Below are 22,118 nucleotides of genomic sequence, written 5' to 3' on the forward strand. Positions count from 1 at the left end.
CGCTACTTCTCGGTGTCCCCGGCGTTCCCGGGCCCCCGGATGCCGAGGGCCCGGGTCGTCTCGGGGTTGAGCAGCAGGACCAGCGCGGTGACGGCCACCACGGCGAGCGCGATGCCGGCCGGGATGGCCACGCTGTCGGCCTTCAGCAGGGTGTAGGCCACCGGCAGCGCCATGAGCTGCGTGATGACGGCGGGGCCGCGGCTCCAGCCGCGCCGGCCGAGCAGTCCCCGCGCGGCGATGAGCGGCAGCAGCGCGAGGACGATCAGCGTCACCCCGCCGGTGACGGCCTGTTGGCGGTCGTCCGGCTCGCCCGTGATGCCGAGGACCAGCATCCAGACGCCGCCGACCACCAGCGTGAGCCCTTCCAGGGCGACCAGTGCCGCGGCGTACGTCAGACGGCGCGGGCGGGGGCCGGTGCTGTCCGGACTGGTGGAGGTCTGCTCACTGCTCACCCCTGAAGGGTAGCCCTCGCCGCACCCGCCCCCCGTGCCGAGGTTCACGCCCCCTTCCCCGGCCGATCCGCACCTCGGCCTGTGCCCGGTACCGCCCAGTAGGTACCCTGCACGTCATGCGTGCACTTCTCGTGGTCAATCCGGCGGCAACCACCACGAGTGCGCGTACGCGCGACGTACTGATCCACGCGCTCGCCAGCGAGGTGAAGCTGGAGGCGGTCACCACCGAGTACCGCGGCCACGGGCGCGACCTGGGCCGGCAGGCGGCGGAGAGCGACGACATCGACCTGGTCGTGGCCCTCGGCGGTGACGGCACGGTCAACGAGGTCGTCAACGGACTCCTGCACGCCGGACCCGACCCGGAGCACCTGCCCGGGCTCGCCGTGGTCCCCGGTGGCTCCACCAACGTCTTCGCCCGCGCCCTGGGCCTGCCCAACCACCCCGTGGAGGCCACCGGCGTCCTGCTGGACGCGCTGCGCGAGGGCCGCGAACGCACCGTGGGCCTGGGCCTGACCTCGGGAACCCCGGGTTCGGAGGACGAGGCGGTGCCGGCCCGCTGGTTCACCTTCAACGCGGGGCTGGGCTTCGACGCCGGTGTGGTCGGCCGGGTGGAGCAGCACCGCGAGCGCGGCAAGAAGTCCACCCACGCGCTGTACGTGCGCCAGGTGGTGCGCCAGCTGTTCGGCGAGCCGCACCGTCGGCAGGGGATGATCACCCTGGAGCAGCCGGGCGAGGACCCGGTCACCGACCTGGTGCTCTCCATAGTCTCGAACACCTCGCCGTGGACGTTCCTCGGCAACCGTCCGATCTACGCGTCGCCCGAGGCCTCGTTCGACACGGGCCTGGACATCTTCGGCCTGAGCCGGCTGTCCACCGCCGCGGTTGCCCGGTATGGCACCCAGTTGCTCGCTTCGTCCCCGGAGCGCGGCCCGCACGGCAGGCACGCCGTCTCCCGGCACGATCTGACGCAGTTCACCTTGCATTCGAAGGTGCCACTGCCTCTTCAGATGGACGGTGACCACCTGGGGCTGCGTACCAGCGTGACGTTCACAGGCGTACGCCGTGCACTGCGTGTGATTGTGTGAGCAGAAAGGGCCAAAGTCCTTTCACTCGAACGTTTAGGCCAGGATCCACCCCATGGAAGTACGGCTGTGACCTAGTCGACACCGAAGAATCAAAAAAAACTTTCCGGAAGGGGTTGTATCCGCCGCCGAGGTTTGCGAGTCTCTACATGGCGATCGGGACGGCCCACTACACCGGCCTCCACAGATCACCGGAACCCCTCTTCACACCCAAGGACCACGCCAGGGACCCTGGCAGTCGGCCCTTCACTTGTTGAGGGATTCGTGAAAGCGTTCACATTCACAAGCAACCCGCAGTAATACCAAGGAGAGGTAGCAGCCATGGACTGGCGTCACAACGCCGTTTGCCGCGAGGAAGACCCCGAGCTCTTCTTCCCCATCGGCAACACCGGTCCCGCGCTGCTGCAGATCGAGGAAGCCAAGGCCGTCTGCCGTCGCTGCCCGGTGATCGAGCAGTGCCTGCAGTGGGCGCTCGAGTCCGGTCAGGACTCCGGCGTCTGGGGTGGTCTCAGCGAGGACGAGCGTCGCGCGATGAAGCGCCGCGCCGCCCGCAACCGGGCCCGTCAGGCCTCCGCCTGACACCCCTGCCCCTGCTGACAGCCTGAGCTTGGCGGCGCGTGCAGCGCGCACGCATCTCCCGCCCCGAGCCGCAGCGCGCAGTTCCCCCCGAGCTCTCGACTTCGCTCGAGCAGGGGGTGACCCCATCGCATGAGCGTGAGCCCCGGCCGTTCCACCGGTCCGGGGCTCTTCGCTGTCCGCGTCCGTCCGGTGCGCCGCACCGGCCTCGGCGCCTGACGGATCGCCAGGCGCCCTCGGTCCGCGGGTGCTCGGCTACTTGCCCGACCGCACCGGGATGTCGAGGATCACCCGGGTCCCCCGGTCCGGGGCCGGAACCATGTCGAAGGTGCCGCCCAACTCGCCCTCCACCAGGGTCCGTACGATCTGCAGGCCCAGGTTGCCGGCTTTGTGCGGGTCGAAGCCCTCGGGCAGCCCCACTCCGTCGTCCTGCACGGTGACCAGCAGACGGGCCTCCTTCGTGGTGCCGCCGCGGACCGCGGACACCTCGACGGTGCCGGTCTCGCCCTCGCGGAAGCCGTGCTCCAGGGCGTTCTGCAGGACCTCGGTCAGCACCATCGACAGCGGAGTGGCGACCTCCGCGTCGAGTATGCCGAAGCGGCCCGTGCGCCGGCCGGTGACCTTGCCCGGGGAGATCTCCGCGACCATCGCCAGGACGCGGTCGGCGATCTCGTCGAACTCCACGCGCTCGTCGAGGTTCTGGGAGAGCGTCTCGTGCACGATCGCGATGGACCCGACCCGGCGCACCGCCTCCTCCAGTGCCTCACGGCCGCGCTCGGACTCGATCCGCCGGGCCTGCAGACGCAGCAGTGCCGCCACCGTCTGGAGGTTGTTCTTCACCCGGTGGTGGATCTCCCGGATGGTCGCGTCCTTCGTGATCAACTCGCGCTCACGACGGCGGAGTTCGGTCACGTCGCGGAGGAGGACCAGGGACCCGATGCGCGTCCCCTTCGGCTTGAGCGGGATCGCCCGGAACTGGATGACCCCGTTGGCCTCGATCTCGAACTCGCGCGGTGCCCAGCCGCTGGCGACCTTGGCCAGCGCCTCGTCCACCGGTCCGCGGGACGGGGCCAGCTCGGCGGTGGTTCGGCCGAGGTGGTGGCCGACCAGGTCGGCGGCCAGGCCCAGCCGGTGATAGGCGGACAGGGCGTTCGGGGAGGCGTACTGGACGATGCCGTCGGCGTCGAGCCGGATCAGCCCGTCACCGACGCGGGGCAGGGCGTCCATGTCGAGCTGCTGGTTCGCGAACGGGAAGGCACCGGCCGCGATCATCTGCGCGAGGTCGGAGGCGCTCTGGAGGTAGGTGAGCTCCAGCCGGCTCGGGGTGCGCACGGTGAGGAGGTTGGTGTTGCGCGCGATCACGCCGAGGACGCGGCCTTCGCGCCGGACGGGGATGGACTCGACACGGACCGGGACCTCCTCGCGCCACTCCGGGTCCCCCTCGCGCACGATCCGGCCCTCGTCCAGGGCCGCGTCCAGCATGGGCCGGCGGCCGCGCGGGACGAGGTGGCCGACCATGTCGTCCTGGTACGAGGTGGGGCCGGTGTTCGGCCGCATCTGGGCGACGGAGACGTAGCGGGTGCCGTCGCGGGTGGGCACCCACAGGACCAGGTCGGCGAAGGAGAGGTCGGAGAGCAGCTGCCACTCCGAGACCAGCAGGTGGAGCCACTCGAGGTCGGTGTCGTCGAGAGCGGTGTGCTGGCGTACGAGTTCGTTCATGGAGGGCACGTCAGCGAGCGTACCCGGGGCCGCGGCGCCCCGAAGGGCACCCGCGGGCCGCGGCGCCTGGGAGGGACCCTCAACCCTCCCGGCACCGCAGCCCGGAGCAACGTCGGCCGTGGGGTGTGCGGTCCCGGTCGGCCGAGCGGTGAGGAACCGGGGCAGTCAGGGCAGAGAGCTCCGGGTCCTCGATCCGCCTTCCTGTGCGGGGAAGGCAGGCCTGTGTGTCTTGCTACGCATTGTGGACTAGACCACTATTGGTGTCCATGGGTGGAACGCTGCATATCGACGGCACGTCCTCGGCCGTCGTGCAATCCGGCCGGACGCAGGGGCGTCCACCACGCAGCCTAACCCGTGGGGGTTCCCGCGCGGGGCCAGACGGACACGGCGATTTCGGCGAGCGACTCCAGTTCCTCCCGGCTCGCTCCGTCCCGCGCCTGCTGCGACATGCCCTGGATCACCGCCCCGGTGTACCGGGCGAGCGCGCCGGCGTCGGTGTCCGCGGGCAGCGCTCCGGTGGCGACGTCGTCCCGGATCCGGCGCTCGAGCGCGGCGATGTCGGCCCTGCGGCGCTCCCGCAGGGACTGCCGGACCTCGGGGTTCGAGCAGTTCGCGGCGGCGTGGAGGACGAGGCAGCCGTGCGGACGGCCGGGTTCGGTGTACACGGCGGCGGCCTCCCGCAGCGCCCGCTCGACAGCGGCCCGGGCGGTGGGCTCCTCGGCGAGGGCGCGGTCGGTGAAGGAGCCGTACCGCACGCCGTAGACCCGGACGACCTCGTCGAACAGGGAGCGCTTGTCACCGAAGGCCGCGTAGAGGCTCGGGACGCCGATGTCCATGACGCGGGTGAGGTCGGAGACCGAGGTGGCCTCGTAGCCGTGCTCCCAGAAGGCGAGGAGCGCCTTTTCCAGTGCGGTCTCCCGGTCGAAGGAGCGGGGGCGGCCGCGGGGCCTGCGCGCGGGCCCGGCTCCGGTACGGGCGGCCCCGCTCCGTCCGGTGCCTTCGTCACTGCTCATCCGCCCCTCCTCACCCATCGGGCGCATCCGCCCCGTTCGCCGACGGCCCGCCCGCCGTCCCTCCGTGGAGTGCATTTTATAGCGGGCACTAGAAAAAGCCGGTGGGTTGTCGTACGGTTTTTTCTGTAGCGGCCACTAGGGAAATCGGGAGGGGGCGCCGGCGTGAACGCGCTTACGGGCGGGACGGCACACGCGACGAGGGCGAGCGGGGGTCCCGCCGGGGAGCACGGACCCAGGTCCGCGGTACGGGCCGGGCCCCGGGATACTGAAGGGAGCAGGCAGGAAGCCCGCACCGCCCCTCACCTGGGAAAGCGGCACTTGCCCTGCTAGATTAATTGGTCTAAACCACATGGTCCCCGTCCGGGGCCAGCTCCAGTCGAGCCCTCCTCTCAGATCGGCAGGTCCAGCGTGGAAGTTGTCATCGTTGCGGACGCCAAGGCCGGCGGCGAACTCATCGCCGAGACCATGGCGCAACTCCTGCGACGCAAGCCCGACGCCCTGCTCGGCGTGGCCACCGGCTCCACACCCCTGCCCATCTACCAGGCGCTGGCGGCCAAGGTGCGCAACGGTGCCGTGGACGTCTCGCGCGCACGCATCGCCCAGCTCGACGAGTACGTGGGACTGCCCGCCGACCACCCCGAGTCCTACCACTCGGTGCTCCGGCGCGAGGTGCTGGAGCCGCTCGGGATCGGGATGGACGCCTTCCTGGGCCCCGACGGCGCGGCCGAGGACGTGCAGGGCGCGTGCGAGGCGTACGACAGGGAGCTGGCCGAGGCCGGCGGTGTGGACCTCCAGCTGCTGGGGATCGGGACGGACGGGCACATCGGGTTCAACGAACCGTGCTCCTCGCTCGTCTCGCGCACCCGGATCAAGACGCTGACCGAACAGACCCGGGCCGACAACGCGCGCTTCTTCGACGGCGACGTCGACCAGGTCCCGCACCACGTCATCACCCAGGGCATCGGGACCATCCTGGAGGCCCGCCACCTGGTGCTGCTCGCCACCGGGGAGAACAAGGCGGACGCCATCGCCGCGACCGTCGAAGGACCGGTGGCCGCGGTGTGCCCGGCGTCCGCGCTGCAGCTGCACCCGCACGCCACGGTGGTCGTCGACGAGGCGGCCGCCTCCAAGCTGAAGTTCGCCGACTACTTCCGGCGCACCTACGCCAGCAAGCCGGAGTGGCAGGGGCTCTGAGCGCCGACCGCACGAGCCGGGGCCGGTCGTGGACTAGACCAGCCCCGGTCCCGGGGGTATACAGAGGGGATCACGGAGGGTACGGGGCACACCACGCCCCGGGCCGTGCCACGATGTGAGCCGTGGCCGATGGGGTGTCGGCCGCTTCGGCACGCGGAGCCGGGAAGGCAGAGCATGAGCACCGACGTCAGCAGTGCGGAGAACGAGGGTGGGACTGCGGTCCGTACGGCGCGCGTGCCCAAGTACTACCGGCTGAAGAAGCATCTGCTCGACATGACCGAGACGGCGCCCCCCGGTACCTCGGTCCCGCCCGAGCGCACCCTGGCGGCGGAGTTCGACACCTCGCGCACCACCGTGCGCCAGGCCCTCCAGGAGCTGGTGGTCGAAGGGCGTCTGGAGCGCATCCAGGGCAAAGGCACCTTCGTCGCCAAGCCCAAGGTCTCGCAGGCGCTGCAGCTCACCTCGTACACCGAGGACATGCGCGCCCAGGGGCTGGAGCCCACCTCGCAACTGCTGGACATCGGCTACATCACCGCCGACGACCGGCTCGCCGGGCTGCTCGACATCACGCCCGGCGGACGGGTGCTGCGCATCGAGCGGCTGCGCATGGCCAACGGCGAGCCGATGGCCATCGAGACCACCCACCTGAGCGCGAAGCGCTTCCCCGCGCTGCGCCGCAGTCTGGTGAAGTACACGTCCCTCTACACCGCCCTCGCGGAGGTGTACGACGTCCATCTGGCGGAGGCCGAGGAGACCATCGAGACCTCGCTGGCCACCCCGCGCGAGGCCGGTCTGCTCGGCACGGACGTCGGCCTGCCGATGCTGATGCTCTCCCGGCACTCGCTGGACCGGGACGGGCAGCCGGTGGAGTGGGTGCGGTCGGTGTACCGGGGCGACCGGTACAAGTTCGTCGCGCGGCTGAAGCGACCGCAGGACTGAGTCCGGGCCTCCGGCGCGGCGCACGGTTGGCGGGGATTTCGCTGCTGTTGCCGCCCGGCCGCGCGGCATTCGCCGCACCCCGATGCCGACGAGGGGTTACGACTGCGCCACCCCCTCCTCTAGATTTCCTGCGCACGATCGCCGGTGATCAGTGAGGGGACGGAACCGTCTGATGTCGCAAGCCCCAGAGACCGGCAGGGAGCCGGTGGTGACGCCCGTGCGCGTCGTCATCGCCCTCTGTCTCGTCGCACCCTTCGTGGCCATGCTGTGGGTCGGGTCGTACGCGAAGACCGACCCCGTCGTCATCGGCATCCCGTTCTTCTACTGGTACCAGATGTTATGGGTGGTCCTCTCGACCGCGCTGACGATGGTCGCGTACAAGCTGTGGCAGCGTGACCAGCGCGCCCGCAGGGCCTCGAAGGGCGGTGCGGGGCGATGAACGACGGTGTCAACGGCGTGGCACTCGCCGTCTTCGTCTTCTTCTTCGTGCTCGTCACGGTCATGGGCTTCCTGGCCGCGCGCTGGCGCAAGGCGGCGAACGAGCACAGCCTCGACGAATGGGGCCTGGGCGGACGGTCGTTCGGTACCTGGGTGACCTGGTTCCTGCTCGGCGGCGACCTGTACACCGCGTACACCTTCGTGGCCGTGCCGGCGGCGATCTACGCGGCGGGCGCGGCGGGCTTCTTCGCCGTGCCGTACACGATCCTCGTGTATCCGCTGATCTTCACCTTCCTGCCCCGGCTGTGGTCGGTGTCGCACAAGCACGGCTATGTGACCACGTCCGACTTCGTGCGCGGCCGGTTCGGCTCGAAGGGGCTGTCGCTGGCGGTCGCGCTCACCGGCATCCTGGCGACGATGCCGTACATCGCGCTCCAACTGGTCGGCATCCAGGCCGTGCTGGACGTGATGGGCGTCGGCGGCGGCGAGAGCACCCACTGGTTCGTCAAGGACCTGCCGCTGCTGATCGCCTTCGGCGTGCTGGCGGCGTACACGTACTCGTCGGGTCTGCGGGCCCCCGCGCTGATCGCGTTCGTGAAGGACACGCTGATCTACCTCGTGATCGCGGTGGCGATCATCTACATCCCGATCAAGCTGGGCGGCTTCGACGACATCTTCGCCAAGGCGAGCGAGGCGTACAACGAGACCAACCCGGCCACGGGCGCGCCGCGCGGTGCGCTGGTGCCGGGCGAGGCGGGCCAGTGGACGTACGCCACGCTGGCGTTGGGCTCGGCGCTCGCGCTGTTCATGTACCCGCACTCGATCACCGCGACGCTGTCCTCGCGCAGCCGTGAGGTGATCCGCCGCAACACCACCATCCTGCCGCTGTACTCCCTGATGCTGGGTCTGCTGGCGCTGCTGGGCTTCATGGCGATCGCGGCGGGCGTGAAGGTGCAGAACGGCCAGCTGGCGATCCCCCAGCTGTTCGAGGACATGTTCCCGGCCTGGTTCGCGGGCGTGGCCTTCGCGGCGATCGGCATCGGCGCGCTGGTGCCGGCGGCGATCATGTCGATCGCGGCGGCGAACCTCTTCACCCGCAACATCTACAAGGACTTCCTCAAGCCGGACGCGACACCGGCCCAGGAGACCAAGGTCTCCAAGATCGTCTCCCTGCTGGTGAAGGTGGGCGCGCTGGCCTTCGTCCTGACCATGGACAAGACGGTCGCCATCAACTTCCAGCTGCTGGGCGGCATCTGGATCCTGCAGACCTTCCCGGCGCTGGTGGGCGGCCTGTTCACCCGCTGGTTCCACCGCTGGGCGCTGCTCGCGGGCTGGGCGGTCGGCATGGTCTACGGCACGGTCGCCGCCTACGGAGTGGCCTCGCCGACGCAGAAGCACTTCGGCGGCTCGGCGAAGGAGATCCCTGGCATCGGCGAGATCGGCTACATCGGCCTCACCGCCTTCGTGATCAACGTCCTGGTGACGGTCGTGCTGACCTTCGTGCTGAAGGCCGTCAAGGCCCCCGAGGGCGTCGACCAGACGAAGCCGGAGGACTACACGGCGGACGCGGGCGACCCGGGCGTCCAGGTGGAGCTTCCGCCGGCCACGGCGGGCAGCGCGCACTGACGCCGCGCTCAGGGCCACGGGCCGCCGGAGAGATCCGGCGGCCCGTCGTCGTGCCCGTCGGGCACACTCGCCCGCATGGACATCGTCATCCGACCGGTGGAGTCCGGCGAGTACGAGGAACTCGGTGAGATCACCGCGCAGGCCTACCTCCAGGACGGACTGCTCGACTTCGGGGAGGGCGACGCCTACCTCGGTGAGCTGAGGGACGTGGCGAAGCGGGCGGCGGCCGCCGAGGTGCTGGTCGCCGCGGAGCACGGGAGGGTGCTGGGCGGGGTGACCTTCGTACCGGACGGCGGGCCGATGGCCGACATCGCCCGGCCGGGCGAGGCCGAGATCCGGATGCTCGCGGTCGCCCGCGCGGCCCGGGGCCGTGGCGCCGGGGAGGCCCTCGTCCGCGCCTGTGTCGACCGGGCGCGGGCCGTCGAGGGCTGCACCGGGGTCGTGCTGTCGACCCAGCGCGCCATGCGCTCCGCCCACCGCGTCTACGAGCGGCTGGGCTTCGTCCGCACGCCCGGGCGCGACTGGAACCCCCTCCCGGACCTGGACGACATCACCCTCCTCACCTACGAGTTGACACTCTGACACCACCGAGACACAAGATATGGGCCTGCCGACAGCACCCGGCACAAGATGTATGCTCGTGCTCGCTGTCGCCGCAGGGGAATCCGGTGCGAATCCGGAACTGTCCCGCAACGGTGTACTTGTGCATGCCCGCGTCATCCCGCGGGCACGCACGGGCTTCAGTCCGAGGACCTGCCGACAGTGCGCCCGGCCGTCCGGTCCGGGTGCCCTGACGTCCGGGCCTCGTGGAATGGGCCGGTGGACGCGACGCCGTGTGCGCTCGTGTGCTGCCCCCTGCCCTCGACGAGGCCTCTGTGCCGAGCGAGGGAGAGCCCCACGTGACCATCGCGCCAGCCGATCCGGCTTCAGCGGTCGACGTGACCGAGCGGAGCGACGGCCCCGGTGCCGCGCTGCTGCGGACCCTGACCGAGCTGACCGCCGACCTGCCCGACGCGGACCCCGGCCGGGTCGCCGCCGCCGCGCTGCGCGGCCGGTCCGCCCGCGCCGACGAGACGGAGCTGCGGGAGCTGGCCACCGAGGCCGCGGCCGGGCTCATCTCCGAGGACCCCGCCTACTCCCGGCTCGCCGCCCGGTTGCTGACCATCGGCATCCGCGCCGAGGCCGCCTCGCAGGGCGTCACGTCGTTCACCGGGTCCGTCGCGACCGGGCACCGCGAGGGTCTGATCGCCGACCGCACCGCCGCGTTCGTCCGGCTGCACGCGGACCGGCTCGACGCGCTGATCGACACCGGGGCCGACGACCGCTTCGGCTACTTCGGCCTGCGCACCCTCCACAGCCGGTACCTGCTGCGGCACCCGATCACCCGCAAGGTCGTCGAGACGCCGCAGCACTTCCTGCTGCGCGTCGCCGCCGGACTCGCCGAGGACGACAGCGTCCGGTCGGTGGACGAGGTCGCCGCGCTCTACGGGCTGATGAGCCGCCTGGACTACCTGCCCTCCTCCCCCACCCTGTTCAACTCCGGTACGCGGCACCCCCAGATGTCGTCCTGCTACCTCCTGGACTCCCCCAAGGACGAGCTGGACTCCATCTACGACCGCTACCACCAGGTGGCCCGCCTCTCGAAGCACGCCGGCGGCATCGGCCTGTCCTACTCCCGCATCCGCTCGCGCGGTTCGCTGATCCGCGGCACCAACGGGCACTCCAACGGCATCGTCCCGTTCCTGAAGACGCTGGACGCCTCGGTCGCCGCCGTGAACCAGGGCGGGCGGCGCAAGGGCGCGGCGGCGGTCTACCTGGAGACCTGGCACTCGGACATCGAGGAGTTCCTGGAGCTGCGCGACAACACCGGTGAGGACGCCCGCCGCACGCACAACCTGAACCTCGCGCACTGGGTGCCGGACGAGTTCATGCGCCGGGTGGACGCCGACGGCCCGTGGTCGCTGTTCTCCCCGGCGGACGTGCCGGAGCTGGTCGACCTGTGGGGCGAGGAGTTCGACGCGGCGTACCGGGCCGCCGAGGAGAAGGGGCTGGCCAGGAAGACCCTCCCCGCGCGCGAGCTGTACGGCCGGATGATGCGCACCCTCGCGCAGACCGGCAACGGCTGGATGACCTTCAAGGACGCCGCCAACCGCACGGCGAACCAGACGGCGACCCCGGGCCACGTCATCCACTCCTCCAACCTCTGCACGGAGATCCTCGAGGTCACCGACGACGGGGAGACGGCGGTCTGCAACCTGGGATCGGTCAACCTCGGCGCGTTCGTCGACACGGCGGCCGACGACATCGACTGGGAGCGGCTGGACCGGACCGTCCGCACGGCCGTCACGTTCCTCGACCGGGTCGTGGACATCAACTTCTACCCGACCGAGCAGGCGGGCCGCTCCAACGCCCGCTGGCGTCCGGTGGGCCTCGGCGCGATGGGCCTGCAGGACGTCTTCTTCAAGCTGCGCCTGCCCTTCGACTCGCCCGAGGCGCGGGCCCTGTCCACCCGGATCGCCGAGCGGATCATGCTCGCCGCGTACAAGGCCTCCGCCGACCTGGCCGAGGACAAGGGCCCGCTGCCGGCCTGGGAGAAGACCCGCACCGCCCGGGGCGTGCTGCACCCCGACCACTACGACGTGGACCTGACGTGGCCGGAGCGCTGGGCCGCGCTGCGCGGGCGGATCGCGTCCACCGGTCTGCGCAACTCCCTGCTGCTGGCCATCGCGCCCACCGCCACCATCGCCTCGATCGCGGGCGTGTACGAGTGCATCGAGCCGCAGGTGTCCAACCTGTTCAAGCGCGAGACGCTGTCCGGCGAGTTCCTCCAGGTCAACTCGTACCTGGTGAGCGACCTGAAGCGGCTGGGCGTGTGGGACGAGCGCACCCGGGAGGCGCTGCGCGAGGCGGGCGGCTCGGTGCAGGGCTTCGCCTGGATCCCCGACGACGTGCGCCGGCTGTACCGCACGGCGTGGGAGATCCCGCAGCGCTCGCTGATCGACACGGCCGCCGCCCGCACCCCGTTCCTGGACCAGGCGCAGTCACTGAACCTGTTCATGGAGACGCCGACCATCGGCAAGCTCTCCTCGATGTACGCGTACGCCTGGAAGCAGGGCCTGAAGACGACGTACTACCTGCGTTCGCGCCCGGCGACCCGCATCGCCCGCGCCGCGCAGGCCCAGCCCCAGACCCAGACCACCGTCCCCGTCCAGCAGCCGGCCCCCGACGAGGCCGTCGCCTGCTCCCTTGAGAACCCCGAGTCCTGCGAGGCCTGCCAGTGATGACCCGCACCACCCGTACCCAGAACCTGCTCGACCCGGGCTTCGAGCTCACGCTGCGCCCCATGCGCTACCCCGACTTCTACGAGCGCTACCGGGACGCCATCAAGAACACCTGGACCGTGGAGGAGGTCGACCTCCACTCCGACGTGGCCGACCTCGCGAAGCTGAGCCCCGCCGAGCAGCACCTGATCGGCCGGCTCGTGGCCTTCTTCGCCACCGGTGACTCGATCGTGGCGAACAACCTCGTGCTGACGCTGTACAAGCACATCAACTCCCCCGAGGCACGGCTCTACCTGAGCCGGCAGCTCTTCGAGGAAGCGGTCCACGTCCAGTTCTACCTGACCCTGCTGGACACCTACCTGCCCGACCCGGACGACCGGGCGGCCGCCTTCGCGGCGGTGGAGAACATCCCCTCCATCCGGGAGAAGGCCGAGTTCTGCTTCACGTGGATGGACTCGGTGGAGAAGCTCGACCGGCTTGAGACGCAGGCGGACCGCCGCCGTTTCCTGCTCAACCTGATCTGCTTCGCCGCCTGCATCGAGGGCCTGTTCTTCTACGGGGCGTTCGCCTACGTCTACTGGTTCCGCAGCCGGGGCCTGCTGCACGGCCTCGCAACCGGCACCAACTGGGTCTTCCGCGACGAGACGATGCACATGTCGTTCGCCTTCGACGTGGTCGACACCGTCCGCAAGGAGGAGCCGGAGCTGTTCGACGAGCGGCTGGGGCAGCAGGTCACCGACATGCTGCGCGAGGCGGTCGAGGCGGAGCTGCAGTTCGCGCGCGACCTGTGCGGTGACGGGCTGCCGGGCATGAACACCGAGTCGATGCGGCAGTACCTGGAGTGCGTCGCCGACCAGCGCCTGACCCGGCTGGGCTTCGCCCCGATGTACGGCTCCCAGAACCCGTTCTCCTTCATGGAGCTGCAGGGCGTCCAGGAGCTGACGAACTTCTTCGAGCGGCGCCCGTCCGCGTACCAGGTCGCCGTGGAGGGCACGGTCGACCTGGACGAGGACTTCTAGGGATCCTCCGGGGGCGTCGGCCGGGCGCCACCTCGCCTCACGCCGCCCGCGCGGTGCGGTGCGAGGTGGCGTCCCGCGAGGTGCGGGGCGAAGTGACGTCCCGCGGGGCGCGGGACGGCGTGGCGCTCCGCGTCGTGCGGGCGGGCGCGGCGGGGACGTCGCGCCCGCCCGGCGCGGTGGTGCGGCCGGTCTCCGCCTGCCGGAGCTGCCGGTCGATCCGCCGGTCGCGCACGATGCCGATCACGGCGGGGAGGACCATCAGGACCAGCAGGCCGAGGACGGTCAGTGCGCCGAACAGTGCTTCCATGCGTGTCGTATCCATGGACACCACTGTCGCGCCGCACACTCCTTACCGGCAGTGGCAGGACTGCCGTACACCCTCGATTTACTGCCAACGGCGAGGCACACTGGAACCATGCTCCGGAACGTGGCCGCCGTCCTCCTCGACGGTGTGAACCCCTTCGAACTCGGCGTCGTCTGCGAGGTCTTCGGCACCGACCGCAGCGACGACGGCCTGCCGGTCTACGACTTCGCCGTCGCCTCGGCCGAGGGCCGCACGCTGCGCAGCAACACGGGCTTCACCCTCCAGGTGGAGCACGGCCTGGAGCGCCTGGAGACGGCGGACCTCATCGCCGTGCCGGCCGGCTCCCGCTACGAGTCGCGGGACTTCCCGCCCGAGCTGCTGGACGCCCTGCGCCGGGGCGTGGACCGGGGCGCCCGGGTGCTCAGCGTCTGCTCCGGGGTGTTCGTGCTCGCCGCCGCCGGGCTCCTCGACGGCCGGCGCGCCGCCGCCCACTGGCGCCACGCCCAGGCCCTGACCAGGCAGTATCCCCATCTGAGCGTCGAACCGGATGTGCTCTACGTCGACGAGGACCCGGTGATCACCTCCGCCGGCACCGCCGCCGGCATCGATGCCTGTCTGCACCTGGTGCGCAAGGAGCAGGGGCCGGAGGTCGCCAACAGGATCGCCCGGCGGATGGTGGTGCCCCCGCACCGCGACGGCGGCCAGGCCCAGTACATCGAACGCCCGCTGCCGCAGTCCGGGGGCGACACCGTCTCCGAGGTACTGGTGTGGATGGAGCGGCACCTCGACGAGGAGGTCACCGTCGAACAGCTGGCCGCCCGCGCCCACATGTCCCCGCGCACCTTCGCCCGCCGCTTCCGGCAGGAGACCGGCACCACGCCCTACCGCTGGATCCTGCGCCAGCGCGTCCTGCTGGCCCAGCGCCTGCTGGAGGCGACGGACGAGACGGTGGACGCGATCGCGGGCCGCACCGGTTTCGGCGACGCCGCCGCCCTGCGCCACCACTTCGTCCGCACCGTGGGGACCACGCCGAACGCCTACCGGCGGACGTTCCGCGGCCCCGAGGCCGCCTGAACGCCCGCCGACGGGCGCGGGGTCAGCGGGTGATCGACCTCAGCAGCAGCCGGTTCGGGTGCAGGGTGATGCCGATGCGCACGGCGTCGTCCGAGCCGGCCACCCGCTCGAAGCGGTACCGGGTGGCCAGGGTCGCCGTGATCAGCGTCAGCATGGCCATCGAGAAGTGGTCGCCCGGGCACTTGCGGTTGCCCACGCTGAAGGGGCGCATGGCGTATTTCGGAATGTCCTTGGAACGTTCCGGACGCCACCGGTCGGGGTCGAACTCCAGGTGGCGCTCGTACGACTTCGGATCGCGCTGGATCGCGTACGGACTGTAGATGATGTCCGCCCCGGCCGGAATGCGATAGCCACCGAGTTCCGTGTCGGTCACCGCCCGGCGGGTCAGAATCCAGACGGAGGGATGCAGCCGCATTGTCTCGACGACGACATTGTTGGTGTGCGAGAGCCGGTGGATGTCCCGGAACGCCACGGGGCGCCCGCCGGTCACGGCTTCCACTTCGTCGCGCACCTTGTCCCCGTGTTCCGGGTGCGCGGCGAGCACCTGGAGCAGCACCATGATCGTGGATGCGATCGTCTCGCTGCCGGGGGTGAGTATCGCGACCACCTGATCGTGGATCTCCTGTTCCCCGATGGGGTCGCCGTTGTCGTCCTTCGCCTCCAGCAATGCCGTCAGCAAATCGTCCGGCTTTTGACCGGATGCGCGGCGCTCGGCCACGATCTCGTCGACGAGGAGATGCAAATCGGCCAATGCCCGGTTGAATTCGCGGTTGGCCGGTAACGGCAGTTTGTAGAGCGGTCCGAGCGGTACCACCATCCGCCGGTACATGCCGCGGAAGACGGTGGCGAGGGCGGCGCACAGCCGCTCCGCCCGCTCGTCCATGAACCGGCTGCGCAGCAGGCAGCGGGCCGTGACGCGCACGGCGACCCGGAAGGACTCGGAGGTGCAGTCGACGATCTGCCCGGAGGACCACCGCTCGGTCAGGGCGTGCGCCTCCTCCTCCATGATCGGGCCGTAGCCGGGGATGGCGTCGAGCCTGAAGGCGGGCTGGATGGTGCGTCGCTGGCGCCGGTGCAGCGGGCCGTTGGCGGTGGCCACGCCCTCCTTGCCGAGCAGGCCCTCCAGGGACTCCCACAACGGCCCGGCGATGATGTAGTCGGGGCTCAGCGCCAGCGCCCCGGTGAGGGCGGGGGTGGTGACGGCGTACACCGTCTTCGGCCCCAGTTTCAGGCGCACGACGTCGCCGTGGTCGCGCAGCCGGGTCATGAAGGCGAGCGGGTCGCGGACCAGCTTCCAGCCGTGGCCGAGGAGGGGGACGTCTCCGCCGGCCACCGGCGGAACGCGCGGTCCGGTCGTCGGGGACGCTCCGGGTTTCACCGACTCGACGGTCATTTCTCACCTGCCGCTTCGTTGTTGACGTACGGGGGCGTGGACCGGTCTTCCCATCTGTCGACCATGTACCGACCGGACTCGTGGTGGAACCAGTAGACGGAACTGAACCAGTTCCGCATATTGCCGAGGCAGGAGCGCACGGCGGCGCTCGTCTCCTTTCCTCGCACCGTGCCGTCGTCGAGGCCGTCGGCGAACCGTATGGCCTCCTGTTCCGCGTCCAGGAATTCACTGATGCATTCCTCGACGCGACGCCTCACTTCCGCGATCGCTTCTTCGAGTGTCAGCCCCTCGTGCGTGATGAGACTGATTCCCAGATTGTGCACCTCGCTGCCCGCCATTTCCTTCGGCAGCGAGCACAGGTCGTTGTACCAGGCGGCGAATTCCTGGCTGAGCAGCGCCGCTTTCCGATAGGCCGGGTTCTTCCGCACCTCGTCCGGGAGTTCGCAGCCCGCACTGGGCTCCAGGAGGTCGGTCCAGATCCAGTGCGCGAAGGTCAGCCGGCGAAGTTCCAGGTATTCCTCGACGGTGGGGACGATTCCCTCCGTGCGGTTGTGGAACTCCCGGTCGTACGCCTCGATCACCGCGTGGAAGTGCCGCGCGAACCGGGCGTTCCAGGTGCCGGACAGGAACGCGTACAGCCGCCGCACGCTGTCCGCGAGCCCCGCCACCACCGGATCCTCGTGACCCAGGTGGCCGGCGGGGTTGTCGAGGGCCGAGTGCAGCCGTTCCTTCAGCCTCCGCCAGGCGGCGGGGCGGCCGTGCACGATGTCGCGGTCGTGACGGTCGTCCCAGACGAAGAACCACGCGCTGTAGTCCGCTATCGCCTGCAGGACCTCGTCGGGAGCTCCCAAGTAGTAGCCCGCCATGAGGTCGGTGTAGCACAGCCCGTCGGCGTGTTCCTCCACCTTGTCGGCCGGCATGAGCCGCTTTTCGAGCAGCCACGTGCGGGTCGTCGCCTGGAGCTTCGGCCAATACGGGTGGAGTTGTCGGGGAAACGCTGCCTCGATCACCGGAAGGGACAGCGCCGGTGGAACTGCGATGGTGGTCGGTGTCGATGTGGTGCCGTGTGACAAAGCATGCACGAACAATCCCCTCTCAGCCGCCGGTTGCGCCGCGCGCCCGTCCCCCGTGCCGCGCGTGCGCCGGTGCGCATCCCCGTACCTCTATTCAGCACCACAACTGACCGCTCTGGGAATGGATTTGCCTCTTCCACCGCTCCTGGATGCCGGGGTTTCCCCTGGTGTGTCCGATTCCGGATCAGGGCGGGCCGATAAGGCATCGAACACATGACGGACGGACGAACGGCGCCCGATCCGGGGGCAAGCCCGGTCGGACGCCGTGCGTGAAGGGGTTCCCGCCCCGGTGGCCGGGCGTCAGTCGTTGGCGACCACGGGGTAGCGCGGCTCGTTCTCGGCCATCTGCCGCAGCGCCTCCTTGCGTTCCCGCTTGGACAGCCGGTCGATGTAGAGGTAGCCGTAGAGGTGGTCGGTCTCGTGCTGCAGACACCGTGCGAAGTAGCCGGTGCCGCGTACCTTGACGGGGTTGCCCCACTCGTCCTGACCGGTCACCTCGGCGTAGTCGGGGCGGGCCAGCGGAGCGTAGGCGGTGGGCACCGACAGACAGCCCTCGTTGCTGTCGTCCAGCCGGCGCTTCTCGGCGGGCAGTTCGACCAGCTCGGGGTTGCAGACCACGCCGACGTGGCGCACGCCCTCGTCGTCCGGGCAGTCGTAGACGAAGACCTTCAGGTCGACGCCGATCTGGTTGGCGGCCAGGCCCACGCCCTCGGCGGTGCGCTGGCTGGCGAACATGTCGTCGACCAGCTTGCGCAGCTCGTCGTCGAACTCCGTGACGTCCCTGCACTCCTTGTGCAGCACCGGGTTCCCGACGACCGTGATCGGACGGGAGGTGCCGCGTTCGCGGTAGGCGGCCTCGCGCTCCTCGCAGTCCTCCGTGTCGATGACGTACCCCTCGTCGTCGACGGGGAGCACGCCCGCGTGCTGCTGATCGGTGTCCTGCTGAGCCATGACCGACGTATGCCTTCCTGGAAAACATGGGGTGTGGTGCTGATACAGGGTACGGCGACCGGTTCGCGGGCCCGCGCGCTAGCAGACCTCTTCCAGGTCCCGCCAGTCCCGTGAGTCCGGGCTGTCCGCCACCCATCCGTCCAGCAGGCCCCGGACCAGCGACGCCGGCGCGGCCACGCCGCACTCCCGCTCCGGCACCCACAGCTGCCCGTCGGTGCGGTGGCCGAGCGGCCCCGGGTGCCCCGGCTCGCTGTGGTCGTGCGGGTCGAGGTGCTCGCCCTCGCCCTCGTCGGACGGCATCCGGGACTCCGAGCACATCCGGCACAGCAGCCGTACGGAGGACGACCAGTCCTCGGCGGCGAAACCGGCGTCGGAGGCCAACTGCTCCAGGGCGTCCCGGTCAGCCTCGGACGCGGCCTCCAGCAGCACCACCCAGGTCGGCACCGGGGAGGGCGCCCACAACTCGATCTCGTCGAAGACCGGGTAGGTGTGCCCGGCGGCCGTGCTCCGCTCCCCGTGGGGCACGCCGTCGTGCAGCACGACCTCCCCCCAGCGGCGCCCGGAGGACGGCAGCGGGATGGACAGCACCTCGATCCGGGCGGGGTCCAGCCGCCGCCCCCACACGACCTCGGCCTCTCCTTCCGGGGAGAGCCGCACGGCCGCGCTGCCCAGGTCCATGCCGAGGGGCTCGCCGGAGTCGGTGGCCGGGCCGGGGATCCTGAGCCCGTAGGCCTGCCAGGCCCGCCGGGCCAGCGGCCAGTCCTGCAGGGCGGTGGCGGCGATGCCGACGTTCCACCAGTCGGGAGCCCCGGTGTCGCGGTCGAGCAGCGCGACGGCCCGCAGGCCCGCCGCGCGCGCCTGTTCCCAGTCGTGCCGGAACTTGTGCAGCAGCGCCAGGTTGAACCACGACTCCGACAGCCAGGGTTCCAGATCGGCGGCCCGTGTCAGCAGCGCGCCCGCGTCCTCGTACCGACCGTCGCCGATGAGCGTGAACGCGCGGTCCGTGGCCTGCCGCCAGGAGGCGGAGGGCCGGTGCCGTCCCTTGCCGAAGATCCTCACGATTCCCGCCTGCCAGTTCCGTGCGGTGGGCTGGCTGTGTCTTTCCGCGCCCCCGGACACCCTCTTCTTCGCATCCAACCACGTACGGCCGGAGAGGCGCTCATTACCCATGGGTTACCCAGCCCCGGGCGGGGTCAGACAGTCCCGTTCACGGCCCCGGCCCCGCTCGGCCGCCGGACGCACCCGGCGTTCAGTTCCGGTCCGCACGCACCACCTCCGTGTTCCGCGACAGCACCCGGGCCAGTGCCTCCACCACCTCCGGGGCGTACTCCCCGGCGGTCGCCAGCCGCAGTTCCTCCAGCGCGGTCAGCGGCCCGCCGGGCCCTCCTTCCCGGGACTTCTCCTCGTACGCGTTCACCACCCGGACGATGCGCGCGGCGAGCGGCTGTTCCCGGTGCGGGTCGGCCTGCCGTTCGACGATCCGGGCCACCCGGGGGTCCACCCCGGTCTGGCGTACGACCGCGCCGCCGAGCAGGGCGATCCGCCGCTGCTCGGCGGCCGGCAGGTCGGCGGTGGCGCCCGCGGGAACCGGGTCGACGAGGCTGAGCTGGCCGATGTCGTGCATGAGGGCCGCGTACTCGAGCACGGTCAGCTCGGGTCCGGTCAGCCCGAGGTCCCGGCCCACCGCCCGGCTGAGCGCCGCGACCCGGTGGGCGTGCCCGGCCGGGGTGTACCCGGCGATCTCGGTGGCCCGCGCGAGGGAGGCGATGGTCTGCCGGTAGGTGGCGCGCACGGCGGCGTACCGCCGGTAGGACAACTGTGCGAGCAGCAGCGGTACGGAGAAGACGGGCAGCGCCCACAGCCCCACGACCGCGACCCCGAGCGCCATCACCGCGCCCGTGGCCACCACGGCGGCCCCGATGCCGGGCACGGCCCGCAGTTCGTCGCGCAACGTCGGCAGGAAGGGCCACCCGGTGCGGGAGCGGGCCAGCGCGGCGGCGAGCACGGCGTCGCACAGCGCGGTGAGGGACAGCAGGGCGAGCAGCAGCAGCGCGTGGGCCGACCCGCTCCAGTCGTCGAACGCGCCCTGGCTGTACAGGGGCTGGAAGCACACGGCGACGAAGCCGACGGTCAGCACCCGGCGGGCCAGCGGGTCGAGGGTGGGACCGTGGCCGCGCCCGACGTGCGGCACGCTGCCGAGCAGGGAGGCGGCGAGCACCACGGTGACGACCTGGGCGGCGCCGTGGTGGGTGGGCCGGCCGCCGGCCTCGCCGAGCAGCGCGTACGAGAGCGACCCGGCGGCGGCGAGCGGCGCGGCCTGCCTGATCCGGGTCCCGTTGCGCCGGGTGAGTTCGCCGACGGTGACGAGCAGGCCGAAGGCGAGGGCGGTACCGCGTTCCTCGACGCCGTGGTGGAGGGTGGCGCCCAGGGATCCGGCGGCCAGGACGGCCGCGCAGATGTGGACGAGGGTGTGGAGCCCGGGCCTCACCGGTGCGCCCCGGGCCGGTCGGTGACCGGTGCGGCGGGCGCGGGCACGGCGCGGGCGTCGTCGGCGGTGACCGCGGGGTGCCACCCGGCCCGGCCGATCACGTGCACCAGTGCGGCCACCATCCGCGGGTCGAAGTGGGATCCCGCGCACCGCTGGAGTTCCTTCAGGGCCACGGGCACGGGCCGGGCCCGGCTGTAGGAGCGGGTGGAGGTCATCGCGTCGAAGGCGTCGGCGACGGCGACCACCCGTGCGGACTCCGGGATCTGACTGCCCATCAGTCCGTAGGGGTAGCCGGTGCCGTCCAGCCGTTCGTGGTGGTGCAGCACCGCCTCCCGGGCCTCGCCCAGGAAGGAGATCCCCCGCACCATCTCGTGCCCGTACTCGGGGTGCAGTTCGATCACCCGGCGCTCCTCGGGGGTGAGCGGACCGTCCTTGGTGAGCAGCCGGGTGGGCACGCCGAGCTTGCCGACGTCGTGCAGGATCCCCGCGAACCGCAGCACCTCGACCCGCTCGTCGTCCATGCCCAGTTCACGGGCGATCATCATGGAGGCCTGTCCGACGCGCTCACTGTGCCCGCGGGTGTACCCGTCCTTGATGTCGACGGCCTGGACGAGCGCGCGGATCGTCGCCTGGTGCGCGGCCCGTTCCCGGTGGTACTGGGCGAACGCCCACCACGAGACGCCCATCGGCAGCAGCACGAGCAGCGCGGCCACGGGACCGTAGGGGCTGCGCCACAGCAGGGCCATCATGAGCCCGGCGAGGCCGTGCACGGTGATCGGTGCCAGGGACCGCAGGAACAGCCGCCACCAGGCGACCGCCGGCCCCGCCGTCCGTTCCCCGCGCCGGAGCGGTACGCCCGCCGTCAGCGCCAGGACGGCGCCGTCCAGCAGGGTGAGCACCAGGCAGAACGCCAGCACCGCGACCCCGGCCGTCCCGAGCGCGAGCGGAACGTCGCAGTCCGCCACCGCCTCCCGGCCGCCGGCCGCCCGGTGGACCCGGCTCGCGGCCCACACGGCGAGCACCAGCCGGCCGGCCCGCCAGAGCCGCCGGGCCGGGTACGGCCGCCGCGCCACGGGCACGAGCAGTGCCCCGGGCAGGACGGCCAGCGCCGCGGCGGACGGCGGCAGCAGGAAGGCCCCGGCGAGCAGGACGGGGTAGAAGGTTCCGCCCGGGTGCGGAGTGCCGACGAGGCGCGACCGGGCGAGGAACTCGCAGCCGCCGTACAGCGCGGCGAGCAGGGCGACCGCCCGCCAGGGGACGGGGACGCCCGGGAGGGGCAGCAGACAGAGCAGGCCCGACAGGGCGACACCGGCGACCAGCGCGCGGGCCCGTCCCGGTAACGCTTCCATGAGCCCCTCCCCGACCGTGCCCGCCGTGCTCGACCTGCCGCCCCCGTCAGGCTCTGGAGCCTAGGACGGCGAAGGGCGCCTCCACGGGCCGATAACCCGCGGATTAGCACGTACGAGTGACGACGGGCCCCGTACGGGGCGGTCACG

20 protein-coding genes and 1 riboswitch are annotated in these 22,118 nt (G+C 71.2%); of the genes, 10 read left to right on the plus strand and 10 right to left on the minus strand.

The genetic code is table 11. The annotated features are described in order from the left end of the window. Positions 1-2: 2 nt before the first annotated feature. Positions 3-452, minus strand: coding sequence for a hypothetical protein (locus tag B7L92_RS17970; RefSeq protein WP_081238586.1), 450 nt, complete (start codon positions 450-452; stop codon positions 3-5). 116 nt (positions 453-568) lie between these two features. Here B7L92_RS17970 and B7L92_RS17975 point away from each other — a divergent pair, with 116 nt between their 5' ends. Next, positions 569-1,537: a diacylglycerol/lipid kinase family protein gene (locus B7L92_RS17975; protein WP_081238587.1), complete on the plus strand. Its 969-nt coding sequence runs from the start codon at positions 569-571 to the stop codon at positions 1,535-1,537. A 318-nt stretch (positions 1,538-1,855) separates the two neighbouring features. Continuing rightward, positions 1,856-2,113: a WhiB family transcriptional regulator gene (locus tag B7L92_RS17980; RefSeq protein WP_003992873.1), complete on the plus strand. Its 258-nt coding sequence runs from the start codon at positions 1,856-1,858 to the stop codon at positions 2,111-2,113. Positions 2,114-2,365: 252 nt separating this feature from the next. Here the strand turns inward: B7L92_RS17980 and B7L92_RS17985 are convergent, their stop codons facing one another. Together B7L92_RS17985 and B7L92_RS17990 are read right to left on the minus strand one after the other, a co-directional pair. Then, positions 2,366-3,829: a sensor histidine kinase gene (locus tag B7L92_RS17985; protein ID WP_081238588.1), complete on the minus strand. Its 1,464-nt coding sequence runs from the start codon at positions 3,827-3,829 to the stop codon at positions 2,366-2,368. 347 nt (positions 3,830-4,176) lie between these two features. Further along, entirely contained in the window at positions 4,177-4,842 is a 666-nt protein-coding gene (locus B7L92_RS17990) for a TetR/AcrR family transcriptional regulator (protein ID WP_081238589.1), read from the minus strand. 408 nt (positions 4,843-5,250) lie between these two features. Here B7L92_RS17990 and nagB point away from each other — a divergent pair, with 408 nt between their 5' ends. The 7 genes from nagB (at position 5,251) to B7L92_RS18025 (ending at position 13,339) form a co-directional block, all read left to right on the plus strand. Beyond that, entirely contained in the window at positions 5,251-6,036 is a 786-nt protein-coding gene (gene nagB / locus B7L92_RS17995; RefSeq protein ID WP_081238590.1) for a glucosamine-6-phosphate deaminase, read from the plus strand. Positions 6,037-6,210: 174 nt separating this feature from the next. Beyond that, on the plus strand, positions 6,211-6,975 hold the full coding sequence (locus B7L92_RS18000) for a GntR family transcriptional regulator (RefSeq protein WP_081238591.1): 765 nt from the start codon (positions 6,211-6,213) through the stop codon (positions 6,973-6,975). A 172-nt stretch (positions 6,976-7,147) separates the two neighbouring features. Then, complete coding sequence (locus tag B7L92_RS18005; RefSeq protein ID WP_081238592.1) at positions 7,148-7,414, plus strand: DUF3311 domain-containing protein; 267 nt, start codon at positions 7,148-7,150, stop codon at positions 7,412-7,414. Then, complete coding sequence (gene mctP / locus B7L92_RS18010; protein WP_081238593.1) at positions 7,411-9,039, plus strand: monocarboxylate uptake permease MctP; 1,629 nt, start codon at positions 7,411-7,413, stop codon at positions 9,037-9,039. Before B7L92_RS18005 ends, mctP begins: the two co-directional genes overlap by 4 nt. A gap of 75 nt (positions 9,040-9,114) precedes the next feature. Next, complete coding sequence (locus B7L92_RS18015; RefSeq protein ID WP_081238594.1) at positions 9,115-9,621, plus strand: GNAT family N-acetyltransferase; 507 nt, start codon at positions 9,115-9,117, stop codon at positions 9,619-9,621. 52 nt (positions 9,622-9,673) lie between these two features. Beyond that, a riboswitch (cobalamin riboswitch) is annotated at positions 9,674-9,814 on the plus strand. Between the two features lie 124 nt (positions 9,815-9,938). Next, positions 9,939-12,320, plus strand: a complete 2,382-nt coding sequence (locus tag B7L92_RS18020) for a ribonucleoside-diphosphate reductase subunit alpha (protein WP_081238595.1) — start codon at positions 9,939-9,941, stop codon at positions 12,318-12,320. Continuing rightward, positions 12,320-13,339: a ribonucleotide-diphosphate reductase subunit beta gene (locus B7L92_RS18025; protein ID WP_081238596.1), complete on the plus strand. Its 1,020-nt coding sequence runs from the start codon at positions 12,320-12,322 to the stop codon at positions 13,337-13,339. The genes B7L92_RS18020 and B7L92_RS18025 overlap by 1 nt, the downstream gene beginning before the upstream one ends. A gap of 37 nt (positions 13,340-13,376) precedes the next feature. On the opposite strand, the gene B7L92_RS18030 is transcribed toward B7L92_RS18025, so the two are convergent. Continuing rightward, positions 13,377-13,661 carry a hypothetical protein gene (locus B7L92_RS18030; protein WP_081238597.1) on the minus strand — a complete coding sequence of 95 codons (285 nt, stop codon included), beginning with the start codon at positions 13,659-13,661 and terminating at the stop codon, positions 13,377-13,379. Between the two features lie 93 nt (positions 13,662-13,754). Here B7L92_RS18030 and B7L92_RS18035 point away from each other — a divergent pair, with 93 nt between their 5' ends. Beyond that, positions 13,755-14,717 carry a GlxA family transcriptional regulator gene (locus B7L92_RS18035; RefSeq protein WP_081238598.1) on the plus strand — a complete coding sequence of 321 codons (963 nt, stop codon included), beginning with the start codon at positions 13,755-13,757 and terminating at the stop codon, positions 14,715-14,717. 22 nt (positions 14,718-14,739) lie between these two features. Here the strand turns inward: B7L92_RS18035 and B7L92_RS18040 are convergent, their stop codons facing one another. From B7L92_RS18040 to B7L92_RS18065, 6 genes are all read right to left on the minus strand, one after another. Beyond that, positions 14,740-16,110, minus strand: coding sequence for a bifunctional albaflavenone monooxygenase/terpene synthase (locus B7L92_RS18040; protein ID WP_081238599.1), 1,371 nt, complete (start codon positions 16,108-16,110; stop codon positions 14,740-14,742). Further along, positions 16,107-17,192, minus strand: coding sequence for an epi-isozizaene synthase (gene cyc1 / locus B7L92_RS18045; RefSeq protein ID WP_081238605.1), 1,086 nt, complete (start codon positions 17,190-17,192; stop codon positions 16,107-16,109). The genes B7L92_RS18040 and cyc1 overlap by 4 nt, the downstream gene beginning before the upstream one ends. A 291-nt stretch (positions 17,193-17,483) precedes the next feature. Then, positions 17,484-18,134 (minus strand): peptide deformylase, encoded by a 651-nt coding sequence (def, locus tag B7L92_RS18050; protein ID WP_004983603.1) that lies wholly within the window; start codon positions 18,132-18,134, stop codon positions 17,484-17,486. 78 nt (positions 18,135-18,212) lie between these two features. Beyond that, on the minus strand, positions 18,213-19,193 hold the full coding sequence (locus B7L92_RS18055; RefSeq protein WP_004983605.1) for a tetratricopeptide repeat protein: 981 nt from the start codon (positions 19,191-19,193) through the stop codon (positions 18,213-18,215). Between the two features lie 190 nt (positions 19,194-19,383). Further along, on the minus strand, positions 19,384-20,622 hold the full coding sequence (locus tag B7L92_RS18060) for an HD-GYP domain-containing protein (protein WP_174703980.1): 1,239 nt from the start codon (positions 20,620-20,622) through the stop codon (positions 19,384-19,386). Further along, complete coding sequence (locus tag B7L92_RS18065) at positions 20,619-21,971, minus strand: HD-GYP domain-containing protein (RefSeq protein ID WP_081238601.1); 1,353 nt, start codon at positions 21,969-21,971, stop codon at positions 20,619-20,621. The genes B7L92_RS18060 and B7L92_RS18065 overlap by 4 nt, the downstream gene beginning before the upstream one ends. Positions 21,972-22,118: the final 147 nt, after the last annotated feature.

The sequence above is a fragment of the Streptomyces viridosporus genome, assembly GCF_002078235.1.
Classification (GTDB): domain Bacteria; phylum Actinomycetota; class Actinomycetes; order Streptomycetales; family Streptomycetaceae; genus Streptomyces; species Streptomyces viridosporus.